Source organism: Parafannyhessea umbonata (genome assembly GCF_900111255.1).
Taxonomy (GTDB): Bacteria; Actinomycetota; Coriobacteriia; order Coriobacteriales; family Atopobiaceae; genus Olsenella_J; species Olsenella_J umbonata_A.
In genome coordinates, this window is sequence record NZ_FOGP01000004.1 from 201029 (window position 1) to 221020 (window position 19992).

Annotated in this window: 14 protein-coding genes and 4 tRNA genes; 9 read left to right on the forward strand and 9 right to left on the reverse strand. The window is 60.8% G+C overall.

What is annotated here, in order from left to right:
• Together BMY31_RS06535 and BMY31_RS06540 are read right to left on the reverse strand one after the other, a co-directional pair.
• Complete coding sequence (locus BMY31_RS06535; protein WP_091009238.1) at nt 1–1215, reverse strand: FhaA domain-containing protein; 1215 nt, start codon at nt 1213–1215, stop codon at nt 1–3.
• Nucleotides 1202–2920 carry a serine/threonine-protein kinase gene (locus tag BMY31_RS06540; protein WP_234970706.1) on the reverse strand — a complete coding sequence of 573 codons (1719 nt, stop codon included), beginning with the start codon at nt 2918–2920 and terminating at the stop codon, nt 1202–1204. Before BMY31_RS06540 ends, BMY31_RS06535 begins: the two co-directional genes overlap by 14 nt.
• Before the next feature lie 330 nt (nt 2921–3250).
• On the opposite strand from BMY31_RS06540, the gene BMY31_RS06545 reads away from it, so the two are divergent.
• Nucleotides 3251–3337, forward strand: a tRNA-Leu gene (locus BMY31_RS06545).
• Between the two features lie 176 nt (nt 3338–3513).
• Here BMY31_RS06545 and BMY31_RS06550 read toward each other — a convergent pair.
• The gene (locus BMY31_RS06550; protein WP_078687234.1) at nt 3514–3735 is read right to left on the reverse strand and encodes a DUF6724 family protein; all 222 of its coding nucleotides are present in this window, start codon (nt 3733–3735) and stop codon (nt 3514–3516) included.
• Nucleotides 3736–3847: 112 nt separating this feature from the next.
• Here BMY31_RS06550 and serS point away from each other — a divergent pair, with 112 nt between their 5' ends.
• Nucleotides 3848–5134, forward strand: coding sequence for a serine--tRNA ligase (gene serS / locus BMY31_RS06555; protein WP_091009241.1), 1287 nt, complete (start codon nt 3848–3850; stop codon nt 5132–5134).
• A 141-nt stretch (nt 5135–5275) separates the two neighbouring features.
• The gene (locus BMY31_RS06560; protein WP_078687232.1) at nt 5276–5647 is read left to right on the forward strand and encodes a hypothetical protein; all 372 of its coding nucleotides are present in this window, start codon (nt 5276–5278) and stop codon (nt 5645–5647) included.
• Between the two features lie 72 nt (nt 5648–5719).
• Here the strand turns inward: BMY31_RS06560 and BMY31_RS06565 are convergent.
• The 4 genes from BMY31_RS06565 to gluQRS form a co-directional block, all read right to left on the reverse strand.
• Nucleotides 5720–5796: transfer RNA gene (locus BMY31_RS06565), tRNA-Arg, on the reverse strand.
• Between the two features lie 137 nt (nt 5797–5933).
• Nucleotides 5934–6010, reverse strand: a tRNA-Arg gene (locus BMY31_RS06570).
• 217 nt (nt 6011–6227) lie between these two features.
• A tRNA-Ser gene (locus tag BMY31_RS06575) sits at nt 6228–6318 on the reverse strand.
• Nucleotides 6319–6368: 50 nt separating this feature from the next.
• Nucleotides 6369–7334 (reverse strand): tRNA glutamyl-Q(34) synthetase GluQRS, encoded by a 966-nt coding sequence (gene gluQRS, locus BMY31_RS06580; protein WP_091009244.1) that lies wholly within the window; start codon nt 7332–7334, stop codon nt 6369–6371.
• 316 nt (nt 7335–7650) lie between these two features.
• Here gluQRS and arcC point away from each other — a divergent pair, with 316 nt between their 5' ends.
• Nucleotides 7651–8619: a carbamate kinase gene (arcC, locus tag BMY31_RS06585; RefSeq protein WP_078687230.1), complete on the forward strand. Its 969-nt coding sequence runs from the start codon at nt 7651–7653 to the stop codon at nt 8617–8619.
• Nucleotides 8620–8719: 100 nt separating this feature from the next.
• On the opposite strand, the gene BMY31_RS06590 is transcribed toward arcC, so the two are convergent.
• Nucleotides 8720–9703, reverse strand: a complete 984-nt coding sequence (locus BMY31_RS06590; protein ID WP_091009247.1) for a LuxR C-terminal-related transcriptional regulator — start codon at nt 9701–9703, stop codon at nt 8720–8722.
• Nucleotides 9704–9923: 220 nt separating this feature from the next.
• Between BMY31_RS06590 and BMY31_RS06595 the strand changes: the two genes are divergently transcribed.
• The 5 genes from BMY31_RS06595 (at nt 9924) to BMY31_RS06615 (ending at nt 18741) form a co-directional block, all read left to right on the forward strand.
• Nucleotides 9924–10583: a hypothetical protein gene (locus BMY31_RS06595; protein WP_078687228.1), complete on the forward strand. Its 660-nt coding sequence runs from the start codon at nt 9924–9926 to the stop codon at nt 10581–10583.
• Between the two features lie 175 nt (nt 10584–10758).
• Nucleotides 10759–14313: a pyruvate:ferredoxin (flavodoxin) oxidoreductase gene (gene nifJ, locus BMY31_RS06600; protein ID WP_078687227.1), complete on the forward strand. Its 3555-nt coding sequence runs from the start codon at nt 10759–10761 to the stop codon at nt 14311–14313.
• A 468-nt stretch (nt 14314–14781) separates the two neighbouring features.
• Nucleotides 14782–15840, forward strand: a complete 1059-nt coding sequence (ptcA, locus tag BMY31_RS06605) for a putrescine carbamoyltransferase (protein ID WP_078687226.1) — start codon at nt 14782–14784, stop codon at nt 15838–15840.
• A 141-nt stretch (nt 15841–15981) separates the two neighbouring features.
• Entirely contained in the window at nt 15982–17406 is a 1425-nt protein-coding gene (locus tag BMY31_RS06610; RefSeq protein WP_091009250.1) for an APC family permease, read from the forward strand.
• 120 nt (nt 17407–17526) lie between these two features.
• Complete coding sequence (locus tag BMY31_RS06615) at nt 17527–18741, forward strand: agmatine deiminase family protein (RefSeq protein ID WP_091009253.1); 1215 nt, start codon at nt 17527–17529, stop codon at nt 18739–18741.
• A 234-nt stretch (nt 18742–18975) separates the two neighbouring features.
• Here BMY31_RS06615 and BMY31_RS06620 read toward each other — a convergent pair whose 3' ends face one another.
• Nucleotides 18976–19893 (reverse strand): YitT family protein, encoded by a 918-nt coding sequence (locus tag BMY31_RS06620; protein ID WP_078687223.1) that lies wholly within the window; start codon nt 19891–19893, stop codon nt 18976–18978.
• Nucleotides 19894–19992 lie beyond the last annotated feature (99 nt).

A 19992-nucleotide genomic window follows, 5' to 3' on the forward strand; every position in this document is an offset into this window, starting at 1 on the left:
CTAGTTCTCCCTGAACTCGAGGTTCATCAGGCCAACGGTGATGAGATCACCGTTGCGCAGCATGTAGCTGTCGACGTCGCGGTCGTTCACCATGGTTCCATTGGTCGAGTTGAGGTCCGTGATGCTCCAGTTGCGGCCGTCGAAGGCGAGCTCTGCGTGGTGACGGCTGACGTTGGGGTCACGAAGGACAATGCCGTGGGGCGTGCGCTCGCGGCCGATGATGGTGGTGGGGGCGACGCCCGTATAGGTGCGGCCGGTCTGGTGGTCGATGAGCAGGCAAGTCGGCGCGTCTGCCTCGGCAGGCGCCGTGGCGCTGCGCTGGGGGTTGACCAGGGGGACGTTCCTGCGCTGGGTGACGGGGACCTCGCGCTGGCCTGCGCCGTGCGTCGAGACGGGCGCAGGAGTGGGCTCGGGGGTCGGTGCCATCATTATGGAGTCCTCGTAGCCCGTCGGCGCCTGGTAACGCGGCGCGGGCTGGGGGTATGCGCCAAAGTCAGCCTCGTCCTGCGAGAGGACGTCGTCCACGACGCTCGTCGGAATCACGCCAAGGCCGGCGGATGCGTCGAGCTCGACGGGCTCGACGAGGGGCGCGAACTCGCCTTCGACGGTCGCGCCTGCGGCGGCACTGGCCTGCGGCTGGTTCGCGGCGGGGGCTGCGGCCTGGTGCTCTGCGGAGTGGCGTGCGGGTGCGGGGGCCGCCTGGGGCTCCTGCTGGGGGAGCGGCTGCATGACCGGCTCGCCCTGCTGCCTGGGCCTGCGCGTCTGGCCAACGCCGGCTGCCGCGCCGCCTACTCCCGCGGAGCCGGAGAGGAAGGCGTTCTCCTCTACGCGAAGACGCTCGAGCGTGCGCGCGTCGACGTTCTCGGCGAACACGGCGAACTTGCCGCTCTTGAGAGACGGGTCGACCATGAAGCGAGCAAGCGGCTTCCCAACGAACACATAGCGCTTCTCCTGCGCCTTCGCCTCAACGAAGGAGACGACCTCACTCGTGAGCTGGCCATAGAGGGGGCGCATCGTGGCGTCGTCGGCCGAGGCCACGAGGATGGTGATCAGGGCCGGCGCGGTGTCGACGCCGTCGATCTCATATGTCTCAGCCTCCATCTCGCGCGCCGCGCGCTTCGCGAGCTTCTTGAACGAGATGGGCGCGGCGTACCCCTGCGGCGCCGCGCCGAAGGCGTCGCTCACACGGCTTTCGAAGGTCTTAAGCAAGTTCATGTATGTCCTCAACTTCCTCTTCTGCTGGTTGCGGACCCCGAATGGCGGTCGTAATGCACAGAAGCACACATAAGACTACCGCAACGCCCACCGAGTCCCAGCTAGGAGCTTCCCATATACCGCCATTTTTCACTCGATGCACGACGGCCTGAGAAAATAAAAAAATCAAGGTTGCTGAAATCTGCCCAAATACTCCCATGCCTGTTGTAGGGCGAAAACGCGTGATAGCTGAGCCGATTGCTGCGGAAAACGTGCATCCAAGAAGTGCTGCCCACGTCTCTGCGGAGCCAGCCAGCGACAGAAGTGCCGTCGCCGTTGCCGGCGCAGAAAAGCCTGCCGAGCGCGCAGAAACATATATAGTTGCGAAAAACCACCCACCCATCGCGGTCGCGGCGGCCCCGAGGGGTGCGAACGCGTATGCGCTGGGCGCGATGCCGCCACAGGGAGTCGAGAGGGCGGCTGACAGGAGGACGGCGGGGGTCGAGAGCTTCTCGCGCGTCCCGAACTTGATCCACCAGCACAGGAACAGCGCCACGATGGCGGCGGGCAGCATGACTGATGCGGCACCACCCTCTCCGCCAAGTCCGATGGCGAGGGCGAGTCCCACGGCGACGAGCGCCGCCCCTGCGGGCTGCCACAGTGCGGCGACGGCCGTCGCGATGGCGCACAGGATCGCGCAGCTGACCGCGCCGTCGCCCGTCCACGTGCCTCCCGCACCCGAAAGAATGTGTGGTGCCAGGGGGACCGACAATACCGCCGTCGCCAGCGCCGCGCCACCACGCTCGAAGAGGCCCCCGAGCCAGGGATAGCGATAGCTGAGGGGGAGGTCGGAGGGGTTCCAGTCTCCCTCCGACGCCTGGCTGGCCTCGTCCTGCCCCATCAGCAGGCGAATTGAGTCCGCGCCCTGAGCGCTGTCGCCCAGACCGAACGAAACCTCGCTCGAGAACGCCTCGATGGAGGGGATGCGAGAGCTTGGGTTTGGGTCGAGGGCCTGCATGAGGGCCTCCTCGGCCATGCCCTCGTACTCCGGGTTCGTCTTCGAGAGGGCCGGCTTTGGTCCCCGGTCGATCTTCCTGCGGGACTCCTCGGCAGAGTTCGAGGCGAAGGGGTTGCTTCCCGTGAGCGACTGCCAGACGACCACGGCGAGCGAGAACACGTCGCAGCGCTCGTCGACCAGGTCGCCGTCAATCTGCTCGGGAGGCATGTAGCCCACGGTGCCGCCGCGCGCGCCGCCGTAGCCGGCCGCGGAGGCCAGGGTGGCCATGCCGAAATCGCAGAGCTTAACGACCCCGCTGTGATCGATCATTATGTTGGACGGTTTGATGTCCAGGTGGAGTACGCCGTTGTCGTGTGCGAACTGCAGCGCTTTGGCGACCGATTCGACCAGGTACGCGCATTCGTCTCCCGTGAGAGTGCCGCCCTCGACGCGCGAGAGGAGCTCGGCGAGCGTAAGCCCGTCGACGTACTCCATCACGAGGTAGGCGTAGGCCGGGTCGATCTCGAAGTCGAAGACCGTGACGATGTTGGGATGGGCAAGCATGCTGGACGTGCGCGCTTCGGCCAGGGCCTCTTCGATTGTCGAGGTCTCCCGAGCGTAGCCGGCTTGCGCCACCAAGGGCATACGCTTGATTGCGACGCGCCGTTGGAGGCGTGTGTCCCAACAGGTGAGGACCGTGCCGAAGCCTCCCGACTCGTTCGACCCCATGATGCGGTACCGATTGAGCAGAAGGGCGTAATTCGGCCTGGGAGAGAGGTGGGACGGCGTGACGTCCGTCGCCCCACCGGCGGGATATGAGCGTCCTGGTCGCAATTGTGACTGAGGGTAGTTGTCCACGGCTCGTCCTCTGGTGTGTCTGATTAAGCTGCATTGTGCTGAGCCGGCGCCAAATGTATGGCGCATGGCATCATTCTAGCGCGTTTGCGCTGGTAGGTCACGTTCTGAATGAATCTGCAGCTCAAATTGCCCACTTTTTTCTGGACGAGAAAAATTGTGCATTGCACTTTTTGGCAAAGTAGTAGTAGAATCCTGTCTCACGCGGGCGTGGCGGAATTGGCAGACGCGTACGGTTCAGGTCCGTATGAGAGCAATCTCATGAAGGTTCAAGTCCTTTCGCCCGCACCATCTAATGCAAGGAGCTCCTGTCGTGAGTCAGGAGCTCTTTTTTGTTGCTTGGGCCATTTTGTTGCGCAGGAGAACGAGGGGCATAGCTTGGGCGCCCTCGCCACGTAAAGAAAAAGCCGCGGACCAAGGTTCCGCGGCACGTTGTGCGGCTTTGGGTGAGAGGAGCAGGGCCCTCTCTACTTGTTGTCCTCCTCGAACTCCGACCAACCGCTCTCGTCGTCGCTGTCGAAGAGGTCCCAGTCGCCTTCCTTCTTTTCGTGGTTCTTGAAGCGCTTCCTCGTCTTCACCTCGAGGCAGACGGAGATGATCAGAAACAGGACGATTCCGCCCGCAACGAGAGCGATGACGCCAGGCCTGGTGCCGAAGAGCCATCCGAAAAACTGACTAACTGCATCCATGAGATGCCCTTTCTGTTTGAGGCGAGCGATTCACCTGCACAAGTATATACTTGATGACATTGTGCGGCCGAAGCCAGAGGCCGCGTTTTTTCGATACAAGAGGGGTAGCAAGATGCTCGACATCAAGTTCGTACGCGAGAATCCCGACGTCGTCGACAAGTCGTGCGAGTCGCGTCAGAACGCTCACTGGGACCGCGAGAGGTTTTTCGAGCTCGACGAGGAGCGTCGATCCGTCATCGCCGAGGTAGAGAAGCTGCAGGCGGACCGCAACGCCATCTCCAAGCAGATTGGCGTCCTCATGCGAGAGGGCAAGAAGGACGAGGCCGAGGCTGCAAAGGCTCAGGTCAGCGCCAACAAGGGTCGCATCTCGGAGCTGGACGAGAAGCGCGGTGCGGTCGAGAAGGAGCTTTTCGACCTCGTCGCGGCAATTCCGAACATCCCCCACGAGTCCGTTCCCTATGGCAAGGATGATTCCGACAACCCCGAGGTTCGCGCCTGGGGCGAGCCCACGAAGTTCGACTTCGAGCCCAAGGCCCACTGGGACCTTGGCCCGTCGACCGGCATGATCGACTTCGACCGCGGCGTCAAGCTTGCGGGCACGCGCTTCTACCTCCTGGGTGGCAACGGCGCCCTGATGGAGCGCGCCCTCATCAACTTCTTCATCGACCAGCACGTCAAGGTCGGCTTCAAGGAATGGTGGCCGCCCGTCATCACCAACTATGACTCGCTGTTCGGCACCGGGCAGCTGCCGAAGTTCGACGAGGACCTCTTCCACGTCTCTGGTGGGATGTATCTGATCCCGACCGCCGAGGTCATGCTGACCAACATCCACCGTGATGAGACCCTGGACGCGTCGCAGCTGCCCCTGCTCTACACCGCCTTCACGCCGTGCTTCCGCGAGGAGGCTGGCTCCGCCGGCCGCGACACGCGTGGCATCATTCGCGTTCATGAGTTCGACAAGGTCGAGATGGTAAAGTTCGCCAAGCCCGAGGACTCGATGAACCAGCTCGAGTCGATGGTCGCCGAAGCCGAGCGCTGCCTCCAGCTCCTCGGTCTTCCGTACCACGTCGTTACCCTCTGTACCGGCGACATCGGATTCTCGGCTACCAAGTGCTACGACATCGAGGTCTGGCTCCCGAGCTACAACGCCTACAAGGAGATCTCCTCCTGCTCGAACTGCTGGGACTTCCAGGCTCGCCGCGCGAACATCAAGTACAAGGATCCCTCCGAGTTCAAGGGATCGCGCTACGTGCACACACTAAACGGCTCTGGTCTCGCCGTGGGCCGTACCATGGCAGCCATCATCGAGAACTACCAGAACGCCGATGGCTCCATCACCGTCCCCGAGGTGCTTCGTCCGTACATGCGCGGCCTTGAGGTCATCAAGCCCGAGGCATAGGCCTAGGCCCTCACTAGAGCACCGATGCCCACCCTCCTCTTCAAGCGGGTGGGCATTTTTCTTACCGATATACAGAACACATGTTCTATTTCTTGTGCATGGCGGGTACAAAAGAGGTAGACGTCGGGGAGGGGAGCAGCAATGGATGAGAAGAACAATATGACAGCGTGCAAGGTGCTCAGGAGCTCCTGCGAAGGCGGTGAGCAGCGCAAGATAGTAATGGGGAGGGAGCGTGACTCGCTGGTGGTTCGCGAGTGCACGGAAGGCGAGCTGACGAAAGCGATCTTTGGTGACTATCGGCATGACCACTCGCTCCGCCTTGCGCGGAAGCAGGAAGAGGAGGTCGCGCGGCTTGCGAACGTTGGGGCTGCGGCGCAGGCGCTGCAGGCGTTCTTTGGCGGAACGGGTCGAGTCCTCTTGGACCTGGAAGATTGGCTTGATGCCAACGGAGTGGCGTTTGAGTATCGCTCTAAGACCGGAGAGGACGTTGTCTTTCGCCCCGCTCGGGGGTGACGGCCACGTCGCACCTTCGGGCCGGTGAGCGTGGATATGAAAAGAGCCCCTTTCGGGGCTCTGAACGTTCGCTGGTGCGGCGTACAGGATTCGAACCTGTGACGTTCTGATTCGTAGTCAGACCCTCTATCCAGCTGAGGTAACGCCGCTTGCGCAGTAACTAAAATGACACTCTTATTCGGGTGCGTCAAGCAAAAGTTCAAATCAGTTTGTCCGTTCGCCCATACTTCACATTGACTGGAAGAGCGACAAAAAAAGAGCCCCTTTCGGGGCTCTGAACGTTCGCTGGTGCGGCGTACAGGATTCGAACCTGTGACGTTCTGATTCGTAGTCAGACCCTCTATCCAGCTGAGGTAACGCCGCTTGCGCAGTAACTAAAATGACACTCTTATTCGGGTGCGTCAAGCGACAAAAACAATTATTTGAATGCATCACACTATTCTTCGCAATGAGCTGGTGAAATGCGGCAAAAAACTCAGCGATCGACTTGTGGGAACAATGATGGCGCGTCCTACGGGGGGGTCGAAGGAGGCCAAGAAAAACCCGCCCCGCCTTGTCAGGCGGGGCGGGCAGGCTTCTCTGGCGGAGAGCTGGGGATTCGAACCCCAGATAGGATTTGGTCCTATACTCGCTTAGCAGGCGAGCACCTTCGGCCTCTCGGTCAGCTCTCCAAAATGTGATGCTTACGCATCATACCCTACATTTGGCGGAAGTCACAACACTATCTTCCCAAAATAAAAGAATCATCAACCGCAACGTCAGCGACGTGCATCCTGATTGCCTCCCACGAGAAGCGCTCTACGAACTGCGTCGCTGTCAGCTCTTCTCCGGCTTCCGCAAGGTCGATGGCGTGGGCGAGGGAGCCTATCACCTGCTCGGGACGTATCCCGCGGGCCCTCAGGGCACCCAGGTCTAGGTCCCCGTCGCGCTTCGAGAGACGCCTGCCGTCTGGCGCAACCAGCAGGGGGACGTGCCCGTAGCGAGGGGGCTCGAAGCCGAGGAGCCTTGCTATGTATGACTGCCGCGCCGATGATGCGAGCAGGTCGTGCCCGCGTACCACCTCGTTAACCCCCATAAGGCTGTCATCCACTACTACGGCGAGCTGGTAGGCGATGACTCCGTCGCTGCGGCGAATCAGGAAGTCGCCGCAGTCGTCCGCCAGGATTTCATGCTGATGGCCGTAGCCAAGGTCGTCGTAGTCGAAGGTTCCGTTGGGGTCCGATCTCTCTGGCACCACGAGTCGCTTTGCGGGAGGGCGCTGGAGGCTCTTCTCGGCAATCTCTTGGGCATTGAGGTGCCGGCAGGTTCCTTGGTAGATATAGGTTCCGTCGGAGGCGTGTGGGGCTGATGCTGCGTGCAGTTCCGAACGCGTGCAGAAGCAGGGGTATGTTAGTCCCTTGTCGTCGAGTCGCGCGATGGCGTCCAGGTAGTAATTCTGGCGTTCGCTCTGGTAGTAGGGCCCCTCGTCCCAGTCGAGGCCAAGCCACCGAAGGTCGTCCAGAACCAGGCGGGCCTTCTGGGGATCCTGGGTGCGCGGATCTAGGTCTTCGATGCGCATGACCATGCGGCCGCCTTGGGACCTGGCCGAAGACCACGCAATAAGCGCCGAGAAGGCGTTGCCCAGGTGCATCCTGCCCGAAGGGGAGGGAGCAAAGCGCCCGACGATCTGTGAAGTCGACTTGTTCATGCAAGTAATCCTAGCGCGTGACACGCGCGGTTTAGCAAGGTTGAGTCAAAAAAGCTGCAGGGGAGTTCTTGCGGGGCGTCGGCGTCTAAAAAATATGATATGTACAACTGAATACAATATATTGGATAAACATAAAATGCCATGCAAGACAATGTGTAAGAACTATCTATCTACCTTTGAAAACGAAAAAACTACCGTTTATAGAATCGGCAATTATGCCAACATTATCTTCAAATGAGCGGTATAGTTTTAGGCCCGATAGGAGAGGCGGCTTAGGCCGCCTTCATATTTTCGAACTCTTGCGAAGGAGAGAAACATGTCCAAGGCATTCGGCAAGCCTAACCGCGTTGTCATCGCCCTCGGCGGCAATGCACTCGGCAACACCCCCGAGGAGCAGATCGAGAAGGTTCGTGCTGCTGCCCCCACCTTGCTTAAGGTTATCGAGCAGGGCAACGAGATCATCATCACCCACGGCAATGGCCCGCAGGTCGGCATGATCCAGAACGCTTTCGCGTCTGCCCACAAGGACAACCCCGAGAAGATCCCCGCGATGGATCTTCCCGAGTGCGGTGCCATGTCTCAGGGCTACATTGGCTACCACCTGCAGCAGGCAATTGGTGCGGCAATGCACAAGGAGTACAAGCGTTGGCACGTTGCTTCCGTTGTGACTCAGATCGAGGTTGACCCCGATGACGACGCGTTCAAGAACCCCACCAAGCCCATCGGCGCCTTCATGACCAAAGAGGAGGCCGATGCCGAGCTCGTCAAGCACCCTGACTGGAACATCGTCGAGGACTCCGGCCGTGGCTACCGTCGCGTCGTCGCTTCCCCGCAGCCCAAGAAGATCGTCGAGTACGAGAGCATCCTGAACCTCCTCGACAACGAGTTCATCGTCATCGCCTGTGGCGGCGGCGGAATCCCCGTCGTCCGCGACTACTCCGACAAGGGCACCTACAAGGGTGTTGCCGCTGTCATCGACAAGGACATGGGCGGCGAGCTCCTTGCTGAGGACTGCTCTGCTGACATGCTCGTCCTCCTTACCGCTGTCGACCATGTTGCCATCAACTTCGGCAAGCCCGATCAGCAGGACCTCGAGGACATTACCGTCGAGCAGGCCCGCGAGTACGTCGAGGCCGGCCAGTTCGGCAAGGGCTCCATGGAGCCCAAGGTCAAGGCTGGCATCAAGTTCGCCGAGTCTCGTCCGGGCCGCGTCTGCATCATCGGCTCCCTCGACAAGGCGGCAGAGGCCATGGCTGGCCTTTCCGGCACCCGCATCCACGCCTAATCGCGCGGGCAACCGAAATGCCGAAGGAGGTCGCAACTCAGGTTGCGACCTCCTTTTTCGTTGCGATTCCTGCAAGAGGGCAAGGCTCTTCTTGCCTGAGCTAGCTTGCCCAGAAGTCCTTGCGGAGCTCCTCGCGGTTTGGCGTCTCGCACTTCTTCATAATGTTGTGCAGGTGCGTCTTGACGGTACCCTCGGCCAGGAAGAGCTCCGTGGCAATTTCGCGATTGGTTTTGCCCTCCATTGCGAACGCAAGAATCTCCCGCTCCCTTTTTGAGAGGGAATGCTCCGCTGCGTACCTCGGCAGGCGGTTCTCGATGTGGTTGAGCAGGTTCGAGTCGCGCTCCGCGTCATTGACGATCTCGGGAGGCTCGTTGAAGCGCAGTGCCAGGTCCTTAACCGTCTGGTGAATGACGGTGGCCGCAATGCAGCACATCATGAGGTTCTCCGAGACGCTTCGGCTCGAGAGGAAAACGCCCGCGAAATCGTTGTCTCCCGAGGGAATCGGAGCCACCAGGATGACGACGGTGTCCTCCACGACGATGAGCACGATAAGGACAATGAGAAGAAGGATCTGACGCTTCCGCTTGAGCATCCTCTTGTGGAACACATCGTCCTCAGAGCACTTGCACTTTACGAGGCCGTAGACTAGGCAGCCAATGAGAGAGACTTGTCTCATGCCGTAGAAGAGCCACTGGCGAAGGGGGCCGTAGGGCATGAGGATGAGAATAAGGGCCTGAGATATGACCAGCACCGTGGCGGGGACGGCGACCGCCCAGGGGCTCTTCTCGTCGATTATGTCAAAGACGATGAGCCAGAAGCAGACGAGCACGATCGCGCCGATGATGATTCTGAACGCGGGATTGTCAATCGCGTAGTAGTTGTCGTAGTTGATCTTGCCGATGTTCTGTACAGCCCACTCTCCCGCGAAGATGCTCGCTAGTTCGATGAAGTAGGCGATGAAGAACGTCGTCTGGGGCAGGTACTTTATGCGGTGGGAGACGACGAAGGCCGAGAGCGAAATCGATGCGGTGCTAAGACAAACGCACAGGATGGCAATGGTGTAGATGAAGAAGAACATGCTCATAAGGCTGCCCAATCACCCCTAATGTCGGCTTATCCTGAACCGGATTGAGTCGGCCGGCCAATCCAGAAGTATACCGTGAAACAAGAAGACGCCCCGATCGGCAAGATGTCGCGGTTTGAGATTGAGGGCACGGCCGCTCGGGGAATTGGGTAATTACTGCAACAAATATATGTTGCTGAGGGCCTCTGCTGCAGCGAGGCATCGAGGACAGGAGACGCGAGTGACAGACGAGCACAACAGCTTTGACCCCGACTTTACCCTGGGAACCCCCTCGATCGTGTGCCGATGGAGGCTGTCGGGCGCATCGCTTCCCATGGAGAACCGGCACCTTCGCGCGCTGGGCAAGCGCGTGGGGCCTTCCGGGAAGCCCGTGTCCTGCGACCTGATAGCGTGGGCGAAGCAACACATCGAATGGACGCTGAAGGAGGGCGCTTCTCGCCATCCTGAAGGAACCCTCATGGTGGTCATCGACGAGGAGGGTAGGGCGGCCATGTCCGTCGGCCCCTACGAGCCTCTTGAGGACCTGAGGTTTGCCTCGCTTCTGGGAAGGATTGACCTCTCGTACCGTGAGGGCGAGAAGACTGGCGTTCCTCCCGAGACCATCTGGGCCGTCGTGGAGGGCGTCCTCTGCTGGGGCCTTGACGAGCAGGAGAGCCCCTCGGGCGCCGCGACGCTTGTCGAGGACCTCGCCAAGACGCTTGGCATCCGCGTTGAGAGGAGGCCGGGGCTCCTCAATTTGGTGCGCTCGCGACAAGTGATTCCGAGCGAGGTGTTCTTCGTTTCGGACGAGCACGGCATCGTCCTTCCGGACGAACTCTCGGGAGAAATGGGCGAGAAATTTGCGAGTGGTTATAGACGGCTACTTGAACGGTCGAAATAACCAAAAAGTGACCTACTACCAAGCACCGAATAGGTAGTTTAACCTTGGATTTTCTCACTCTGTCGCATCGCATTTGCGCGATAATTCACCTATGTGCGTCCGCTTTGCATCGCAGTGTTTGCGTTTGTTCCAGGCGTGAACGAGGACGCCTGGAGAAGATATGTAAGGAGAGGATATGGCAAGGAAATTCAAGTCGATGGACGGCAACGAGGCCGCTGCTTGGGTCTCGTACGCCTTCACCGAGGTGGCGGGTATTTATCCTATTACCCCGTCCAGCCCCATGGCCGACCACGTCGACCAGTGGGCGGCAAAGGGGCTGAAGAACGTCTTCGGCACCCCTGTCCGCGTGGTCGAGATGGAGTCTGAGGCTGGCGCGTCCGGCACGGTTCACGGCTCTCTCGGCGCGGGCGCCCTCACGACGACCTATACGGCGTCACAGGGTCTACTCCTCATGATTCCGAACATGTACAAGATTGCTGGCGAGGGACTCCCGGGCGTCTTCCACGTCTCTGCGCGTACGGTTGCCTCTCACGCTCTGAACATCTTCGGCGACCACTCGGACGTCATGGCCTGTCGCCAGACTGGCTTTGCCATGCTCGCCGAGGGCAATGTCCAGGAGGTTATGGACCTCGCTCCCGTCGCCCACCTCGCCGCTATCGAAGGCAAGGTTCCGTTCCTGAACTTCTTCGACGGCTTCCGCACTTCTCACGAGATCCAGAAGGTCGCAACCTGGGACTTCGACGACCTCGCCGACATGCTCGATATGGATGCGGTCCAGGAGTTCCGCGATCACGCCCTCAACCCTGAGCACCCGCACGCGCGCGGCGCCCACGAGAACGGCGACATCTTCTTCCAGCACCGTGAGGCCTGCAACTCCTATTACGACGCGCTTCCCGCCGTCGTCCAGGGTTACATGGACAAGATCAACGAGAAGCTGGGCACCGACTATCACCTGTTTGACTACTATGGTGCCGAGGACGCGGACCGCGTTGTCGTCTGCATGGGCTCCTTCTGCGACACGCTCGAGGAGGTCATCGATTACCTCAACGCCCACGGCGAAAAGGTCGGCCTGGTCAAGGTTCGCCTCTACCGCCCCTGGTCCGTCAAGGACTTCGTTGCCGCCCTGCCCAAGAGCGTTAAGAAGGTCGCTGTTCTCGACCGCACCAAGGAGCCGGGTTCCATCGGCGAGCCCCTCTATCAGGACGTCGTTTCCGCGCTCTATGAGTCTGGCATGACCGATCTTGTGACCGTCGGCGGCCGCTATGGCCTCGGTTCCAAGGACGAGCCCCCCGCGGCTGCGTTTGCGATCTACGAGGAGCTCAAGAAGGACGAGCCCAAGCGCGAGTTCACCGTCGGCATCGTCGACGATGTCACGAACCTCTCGCTGCCGATGGACGAGGACGCGCCCAACACGTCCGCGCCTGGCACCATCGAGTGCAAGTTCTGGGGCCTTGGTGGCGACGGTACCGTCGGCGCCAACAAGAACTCTATCAAGATCATCGGCGACCACACCGACAAGTACGTTCAGGCGTACTTCCAGTACGACTCCAAGAAGACTGGTGGCGTCACGATTTCCCACTTGCGTTTTGGTGACTCTCCCATTCGTTCGCCCTACTACGTGACTAAGGCCGATTTCGTCGCCTGCCACAACCCCAGTTACATTATCAAGGGCTTTAAGATGGTCCGCGACGTGAAGCCGGGTGGCGCCTTCCTTGTCAACTGCCAGTGGAGCGACGAGGAGTTTGCGAAGCATATGCCCGCGAACGCCAAGCGCTACATCGCGAAGAACGACATCAACGTCTACCTGATCGACGCAATTGACCTTGCGGCCAAGGTCGGCATGGGCAAGCGCACCAACACGGTTCTCCAGTCCGCCTTCTTCGCGCTGGCCAAGGTGCTTCCCGCGGAGGACGCGCTCCAGTACATGAAGGACGCGGCGACCAAGTCTTACTCCAAGAAGGGCGAGGCCATCGTCGCCGCAAACCACAAGGCGATCGATGCCGGCGCGACCGCGTTCCGCAAGTTCGAGGTTCCCGCCGACTGGGCTACTGCCGAGGACAAGCCTGAGGTCTTGTCCCTCGAGGGCCGCGAGGCAATCGTCAAGCAGGTCAAGGACCTCCTTACCCCCATCAACAAGATGGACGGCGACTCCCTGCCCGTCTCCGCGTTCAAGTGCAACCCTGACGGCCAGTGGGAGCTTGGTGCCTCCGCCTACGAGAAGCGTGGAACCGCCGTTATGGTTCCCCGCTGGGACGAGACGAAGTGCATCCAGTGCAACCAGTGCGCCTATGTGTGCCCGCACGCCACGATCCGTCCGGTTGCCATGACCGCAGACGAGGCTGCTGCCGCGCCCGAGGCCATGAAGATGTCCGACCTCAAGATTCCGAAGGACACCGGCTACAAGTTCGCAATCGCCGTCTCGCCGCTTGACTGCATGGGCTGCTGGAACTGTCTTGCCGTCTGCCCCAAGAGCGACCTCAAGGAGGGTGGTGCCCTCACGATGGTCCCGCAGGAGGAAGAGGCTGCGCAGGCAGAGGTCTGGGACTACGCCGTCAAGAAGGTGAGCGAGAAGACCGAGCTCGCTAACGACAAAAACGTCAAGGGCTCTCAGTTCCACAAGCCGCTGCTCGAGTTCTCCGGCTCCTGCGCCGGCTGCGCCGAGACCTCGTACGCACGCCTGGTGACCCAGCTCTTCGGCGACCGCATGTTCATCTCCAATGCCACCGGCTGCTCCTCCATTTGGGGCAACCCCGCGGCGACCGCGCCGTACACCGTCAACGCCGAGGGCCACGGCCCCGCGTGGAACAACTCGCTGTTCGAGGACAACGCGGAGCACGGCCTTGGCTTCAACGTCGGCTACGAGGCGGAGCAGGATCGTCTGGTCGCGGCGACCGAGGCACTTCTCGACACTGACGTCTCCGATGAGTTCAAGGCGGCCGCCCAGGCCTGGCTTGAGTCCAGGAACGACAGCGCCCTCTCCAGGTCGGTCTCCGATGCCTACATCGAGGCTCTGGAGAAGAACGGCTCCGATACCGCCAGGGCAATCCTGGCCGACAAGTCCTACCTCTCCAAGAAGTCCTTCTGGATTTTCGGCGGCGACGGCTGGGCCTACGACATCGGCTTCGGTGGCCTTGACCACGTGCTTGCCTCTGGCCGCAACGTCAACGTCTTCGTCTTCGACACCGAGGTCTACTCAAACACCGGTGGCCAGGCTTCCAAGGCGTCCAACATCGGTCAGGTCGCACAGTTTGCCGCTGCCGGCAAGGAGACCAAGAAGAAGTCTCTCGCCGAGATCGAGATGAGCTATGGCTACGTCTACGTCGCTCAGGTCGCTATGGGCGCCAACCAGGCGCAGACCCTCAAGGCCATCGCCGAGGCCGAGGCTTACGATGGTCCGTCACTGATCATCGGCTACAGCCCCTGCGAGATGCACTCCATCGCCAAGGGCGGCATGATGCACTGCCAGGAAGAGATGAAGAAGGCTGTCGACTGCGGTTACTGGAACCTCTTCCGCTTCAACCCCGCGGCTGAGCCCGGCAAGAAGTTCTCCCTCGACTCCAAGGAGCCGAAGGGCGGCTATCAGGAGTTCCTCAAGAATGAGGCGCGCTATAGCCGTCTGACCCGCGAGTTCCCCGAGCGTGCGGAGCAGCTCTTCGAGCAGAACGAGAAGAACGCCATGGAGCGCTACGAGCACCTGCTTAAGCTCAAGGCGATGTACGCCGAGGCCTAGTGCCTTCGTGGCATGGTCGTCTTTCGGGCCCACGCGAAAGCGTGGGCCCTTTTTTGTGCCGCGAAGGCGTGAGCGACGGGAGGGCTGTGTCCTAAACCTCTCTAGTCCGCATCGCCGAGGCGTCGCGGACGGTAGCTATCGGGCTGCGGGCGATTGAGAAGGCCAGTCCGCCACCTTGCTCCGCCCGGCCGCCCTTGTCCTTCTCCTGCTTGAGGCCGTTTCGATCCTACGTTCTCTACCAGCTGATTTACCGAAGGTTTAGGGAGGGGTTAGGCCTCCTGTCACCCAAAGAATCCGCTATAAACTGGCGGACGAAAATGGTCGAGCCGAATATGGGGTCGTGCATTTTCGAGCGCTCTCCAATCGTGCCGGAGAGCCGCTCGGTGTGAATGGGGGCTCCGGTCCAGAAGGGGGCGGAGCGAGTCGACGGGCGTCACTTCGGCGCAATCGTAAGAAAGGAAGCACGACATGACCATGCCCAAGGATTACATCGACACCAATGCCTATACCAAGGAGGAACTCCTTGCCCTCGAGGACCTCGGTCTTGCAATGAAGAAGGCCATCAAGGTCGACGGTTTCTATCCCCACCTGAAGCGCAACAAGTCTCTCGGCATGATCTTCCAGCAGGTGTCCACGCGTACCCGCCTGTCTTTCGAGACTGCAATGACCGACCTTGGCGGCCACGCGCAGTTCTATGGCCCCGGCACCATCCAGCTCGGCGGCCACGAGTCCCTCGGCGACACCGCTCGCGTCATGGGCTCCCTGCTCGACATCATGATGGCTCGCGTCAACCGTCACAAGGACGTCGTCGGCCTTGCCGAGGGGTCTGCGGTTCCCGTGATCAACGGCATGTCTGAGTACAACCACCCCACCCAAGAGCTGGGTGACCTCATGACCATGCTCGAAAACCTCCCCGAGGGCAAGAAGATTGAGGACTGTACCCTCGCCTTCATCGGCGACGCGACCCAGGTCTGTGTCTCTCTCATGTTCATATGCTCGAAGATCGGCATGAAGTTCGTGCAATACGGCCCCAAGGGTCACCAGATCACTGACGGCGGCCTTCAGGTCGAGAACAAGGTCGACTTGCTTGCCATTGGCGAGGAGAACTGCAAGAAGTCTGGCGGCTCCATCGTGATTTCCGACGACATCGAGTGCATCAAGGGTGCTGACTTCATCTACACCGACGTTTGGTACGGCCTGTACGACGACGAGGAGGGCGGCGAGTCTTACATGGACGTCTTCTACCCCAAGTACCAGGTCACCATGGACATGATGAACTACGCCTCCCCCAACTCCAAGTTCATGCACTGCCTGCCCGCCACCCGCGGCGAGGAGGTTACCGACGAGGTTATGGATAACCCCGAGCGCTCCCTCTGCTGGGTCGAGGCTGAGAACCGCAAGCATTCCATCCGCGCTCTCCTCGCCGCCCTCGGCGAGCGTACCCCGCTCAACGACGAGGACCTCGAGTACTCCGCCAAGGCTGAGCTCCACGCTGCTCTGGACAAGATCGCCGAGCTCCAGAAGTAAGCGCTCCCTGCGCCTGCGTTACGGGGTAGGGCACGCCCCGGTATCAAGCTGCCCCTCCCGCCCGCGGAGTCGGGCGGGAGGATTCTATTGTGTCGCGGCGCGTCGGCGCCGCGACGATCGTCACGAAAGAGGAGAAGCGCAATGGGTGAGAAGAAGGGCCTTTCGTTCCTCACCGTCATTTCGACGGTCATCTGCGTCGTCTTCGTGTGCGAGGCTGCGGCTCCTGCGGCGGCCATTGGTAATCAGCAGTTCTTCTGGTGGATCTTCCTGATCCTCACCTTCCTGATTCCCTATGGCCTTGCGGTTGCCGAGCTTGGCACCACGTACGACAGCGAGGGCGGCATCATCGACTGGATTCGAGACGGACTCGGCGACAAGTGGGCGGCCCGCGCGTCCTACTACTACTGGGTCAACTACCCGTTCTGGATCGCGTCGCTGTCCACGCTGTTTCCAGCGGTCATCAACATGGCCTTTGGCATCGAGTTCACCACGGTCACTGGTCTTCTTGTCGAGCTGGCCTTTACCTGGATCGTCACCTTCATGTCGTTCTCGAAGGTCTCCGACTCCGAGATCATCCTGAACGGTGGCGCAATCATCAAGGTCATCGTCGCGGTGCTCGTCGGCTGCCTGGGCATCTGGTTCGCCTCCCAGAACGGCTTCGCCAACGACATGAGCTTCCAGACCTTCCTGCCTTCCGGCGACCTCAACGCTCTGAGCTACATCTCGATCATCATCTTCAACTTCATGGGCTTCGAGGTCATCTGCACCATGACGGGTGACATGAAGGATCCCAACAAGGACATCCCCAAGGCCATCATCCTTGGCGGCGTCGCAATCGCGGCCATCTACCTCTTTGCCGGCTTTGGTATCGGTGCCGCAATTCCTTCCGATCAGATCGACCCTGACTACGGCATGATCGTCGCCGTTCAGGCCATGGTTGGTGACTCCATCCTGTTCAAGGCCGTCTGCGTCGCCTTCCTCGTCACGCTCTTCGCAAACATGGCCTCGTGGTCCTTCGGCGTCAACTCCGCGGCGGCATACGCTGCTAAGACGGGCAACATGCCCAAGGCGTTTGGCAAGATGAACCCCAAGACCGGCATGCCCGACCAGGCCGCCATCATCAACGGCGTCGTCGCCTCGCTGGTCCTCTGCATCCAGCTCATCCCCATTGAGGCAATCTCAAACGGCATCTTCTGGATGCTCTTCGGACTCTCGGTCGTGTTCCTGCTCCTGACCTACGTACCCATGTTCCCGGCGTTCATGAACCTGCGCAAGAACGACCCGAATCGCGAGCGCGTGTACAAGCTTCCCTTTAAGGGTGCCCTGCTGAAGATCGCCATGGTTGTTCCCATGGTCGAGCTCATCGCGGTGACCATCACCACGGTCGTCCCCCTCAGCGCCGCCGAGGTTGACGGAAAGCTTCCGAAGCTCATCGGCTTCATCGTCCTTCTGGCCATCGGCGAGGTCGTGCGCATCGTCTCCGCCAAGGATCGCGACGAGGAGTACATGGGTCTGACGCCCGAGCTCGCCCAGAAGCGCCTGGCCGAGGAGGCCGCGGCCGAGTAGGAGAAGGTCTTCTCCGCTTGCGTCGGAACGTGTTCCGACTCGCTCTAACCACCTTGTTCGTATTGTTCTCGAAGCGCGGCCGCCGCATGGGCGGCGGCCGCCTCAAGAGGAGGAAATGCAATGCGTACCATATTTGAGTCTGACTCAACCCCCAAGGCCGACGGCTTCCGCATGCCCGCCGAGTTCGACCCGCAGGATCGCGTCTGGATGGGCTGGCCCACCCGCACCGACACCTGGTCGTTCGGCGCCAAGCCTGCACAGGAGCAGTATGCAAACATCGCTCGCGCCATCGCCGAGTTCACGCCGGTTACCATGTGCGCCAACGAGCGCGACTACGCCAACTGCAAGGCCGTCTTCGAGGAGGACGAGAACGTCCGCGTCATCGAGATGACCACCGACGACGCCTGGTTCCGCGATACCGGAGCGACCTTCGTCGTGAACGACACGGGCGAGAAGCGCGCGGTCAACTGGCACTTCAACGCCTACGGCGGACTGGTGGACGGCCTCTACTTCCCCTGGCGCGCTGACGACGAGATCGCCCAGAAGATTGCCGAGATTGCTGGCGTGAAGGCCTATCGTCCCGACTACGTCATCCTCGAGGGCGGCTCCATTACCGTCGACGGCGAGGGCACCCTTGTCGTGACCGACCAGTGTCTGCTCTCTCCCGGCCGCACCTGCTCTGCCCTCGTGGCCGATGAGGAGAGAGGGGACACCATCTGGCCCAAGTGCGTTCGCAAGTTCGAGCCTTGGTCCGAGGAGCTTCGCGAGTACATGAACGAGGAACTCAAGAAGTACCTGGGCGTCGAGAAGGTCATCTGGGTCAAGGAGGGCATCGATCCCGAGGAGACCAACGGCCACATCGACGACGTCGCGACCTTCATCGCGCCGGGCGTCATGGCCTGCATCTGGACCGACGATCCCGAGTACCCGTTCTACCGCCAGTGCCACGAGGCATACGAGACCCTCAGCAACGCGACCGACGCGCAGGGCCGGAAGCTCAAGGTCTACAAGCTCCCGATGCCCGTGAAGCCGCTGTACATGACGCAGGAGGCCTGCGACTCCATCGACGTCGACGAGGCCGCGGAGCCGCGCGTTCCCGACGAGCCCCTGATCGCCTCCTACATGAATTACCTCGTCACCAACCACGGCGTCATCACCCCGCAGTACGGCGACGAGAACGACCAGCTTGCCGTCGACACGCTCCAGAAGATCTATGACGAGACCTGGGGCGAGGGCGTCTATAAGGTTGTGGGTGTCAAGTCCGAGCAGGTCGTCTACGGCGGCGGCAATATCCACTGCATCACCCAGCAGGAGCCTTCCGCTCAGGCCAAGTAGGTCCTCCCACCTCCTTGGGGCGTACGGATAGGCGGACGGCACCAAGCGAAACGTCATGGGGACGTCCCCGGCTTGCCGGGGACGTCCCCATGACTGTAAAAGGACGTTCGGTTGCGCGTGCCTGAGACGTGGGGCGCCGATTGTGCATGCCTGTGGCATGGTGCTGTCACTGGTGCTGTCACTGGAGCTCGGTCGGCGTCGTCGCCCTACCTGCGTCCGGCGAGGGGCGATGGGCTAGACGCCGCGGAAGCCCCTGCCGATGATTTCCGAGCTGCTGACGATGGTGATGAACGCGTCTGGGTCGTTGTCGCGCAGGAAGACGCGCAGCTGCTTGGCTTCGCTGCGAGAAAGGACGGAGACCAGAACCGTCTCGCGCTTTCCGGTGAAGCCGCCACGCTCTTCTCGAATGGTTGCGGTGCGATGGAGGTTCCTGACCAGGTAGGTCAGCACGGTGTCGGGGTCTCGGCTGATGACGGTGCAGACCTTGCGCTGGTTGACGCTCTCGATGACGGTATCGACCACGAAGGCCTTGCCAAACAGGCCGAGCACGCAGTAGAGGCCGGTGCGTGGCCCATACAGGGTTGCGGCACCGGCGACGATGGCGGCGTCGACCACCATGAGGGCCTTTCCGATTTCGAGCGAGCTGTACTTCTTCAGGATCATCGCCAGGATGTCGGTGCCACCCGTCGACGCGCCGATGTTGAAGATGATGCCGCTGCCCACGGCCGGAAGCAGCACGGCGAAGATGAGCTCGAGCAAGGTGTCGTCCGTCATGGGGCCGCTCAGGTGAATGGCGATCTCGAGCAACGAGGTGAACGCCGAGAGTGCCAGCGACGAGTATACGGTCCAGCCGATGGTCTTCCTGTCCAGGAAGATTAGGCCGAGCACGACCAGGATGATGTTGATGACCCACATGAACGCGCTGACCGGCAGGGTGGGGAAGAGCGTCGAGAGGATGATCGACATGCCCGATGTGCCGCCCATGGCGAAGTGGTTGGGCGACTTGAAGGCGACGATGCCCAATGCCGTGATGAAGAGGCCCACATTGAGGGTGATGAAGAAACGCGCGGGAGAGGGCTTCTCGCGCCTGCGCGATATCTTCCCGCCTTCCTCTATCTCGCTGTCGGACAATTGCTCTTGTATTGGCTGCATATTACATTCTTTCTTACTCACGCAAGCGCTGGCGCGCCTTTCATTTCCAACCGTTGCATTCGTTATATTTGAACGGCACTTCGAAAGACTGATTCGGCT

Bases quoted from the DNA above. Each gene is read 5' to 3' on its own strand.
- BMY31_RS06535 (WP_091009238.1), bottom strand. From the start codon at position 1,215: ATGAACTTGCTTAAGACCTTCGAAAGCCGTGTGAGCGACGCCTTCGGC.
- BMY31_RS06540 (WP_234970706.1), bottom strand. From the start codon at position 2,920: ATGGGGTCGAACGAGTCGGGAGGCTTCGGCACGGTCCTCACCTGTTGG.
- BMY31_RS06550 (WP_078687234.1), bottom strand. From the start codon at position 3,735: ATGGATGCAGTTAGTCAGTTTTTCGGATGGCTCTTCGGCACCAGGCCT.
- serS (WP_091009241.1), top strand. From the start codon at position 3,848: ATGCTCGACATCAAGTTCGTACGCGAGAATCCCGACGTCGTCGACAAG.
- BMY31_RS06560 (WP_078687232.1), top strand. From the start codon at position 5,276: ATGGATGAGAAGAACAATATGACAGCGTGCAAGGTGCTCAGGAGCTCC.
- gluQRS (WP_091009244.1), bottom strand. From the start codon at position 7,334: ATGAACAAGTCGACTTCACAGATCGTCGGGCGCTTTGCTCCCTCCCCT.
- arcC (WP_078687230.1), top strand. From the start codon at position 7,651: ATGTCCAAGGCATTCGGCAAGCCTAACCGCGTTGTCATCGCCCTCGGC.
- BMY31_RS06590 (WP_091009247.1), bottom strand. From the start codon at position 9,703: ATGAGCATGTTCTTCTTCATCTACACCATTGCCATCCTGTGCGTTTGT.
- nifJ (WP_078687227.1), top strand. From the start codon at position 10,759: ATGGCAAGGAAATTCAAGTCGATGGACGGCAACGAGGCCGCTGCTTGG.
- ptcA (WP_078687226.1), top strand. From the start codon at position 14,782: ATGACCATGCCCAAGGATTACATCGACACCAATGCCTATACCAAGGAG.
- BMY31_RS06610 (WP_091009250.1), top strand. From the start codon at position 15,982: ATGGGTGAGAAGAAGGGCCTTTCGTTCCTCACCGTCATTTCGACGGTC.
- BMY31_RS06615 (WP_091009253.1), top strand. From the start codon at position 17,527: ATGCGTACCATATTTGAGTCTGACTCAACCCCCAAGGCCGACGGCTTC.
- BMY31_RS06620 (WP_078687223.1), bottom strand. From the start codon at position 19,893: ATGCAGCCAATACAAGAGCAATTGTCCGACAGCGAGATAGAGGAAGGC.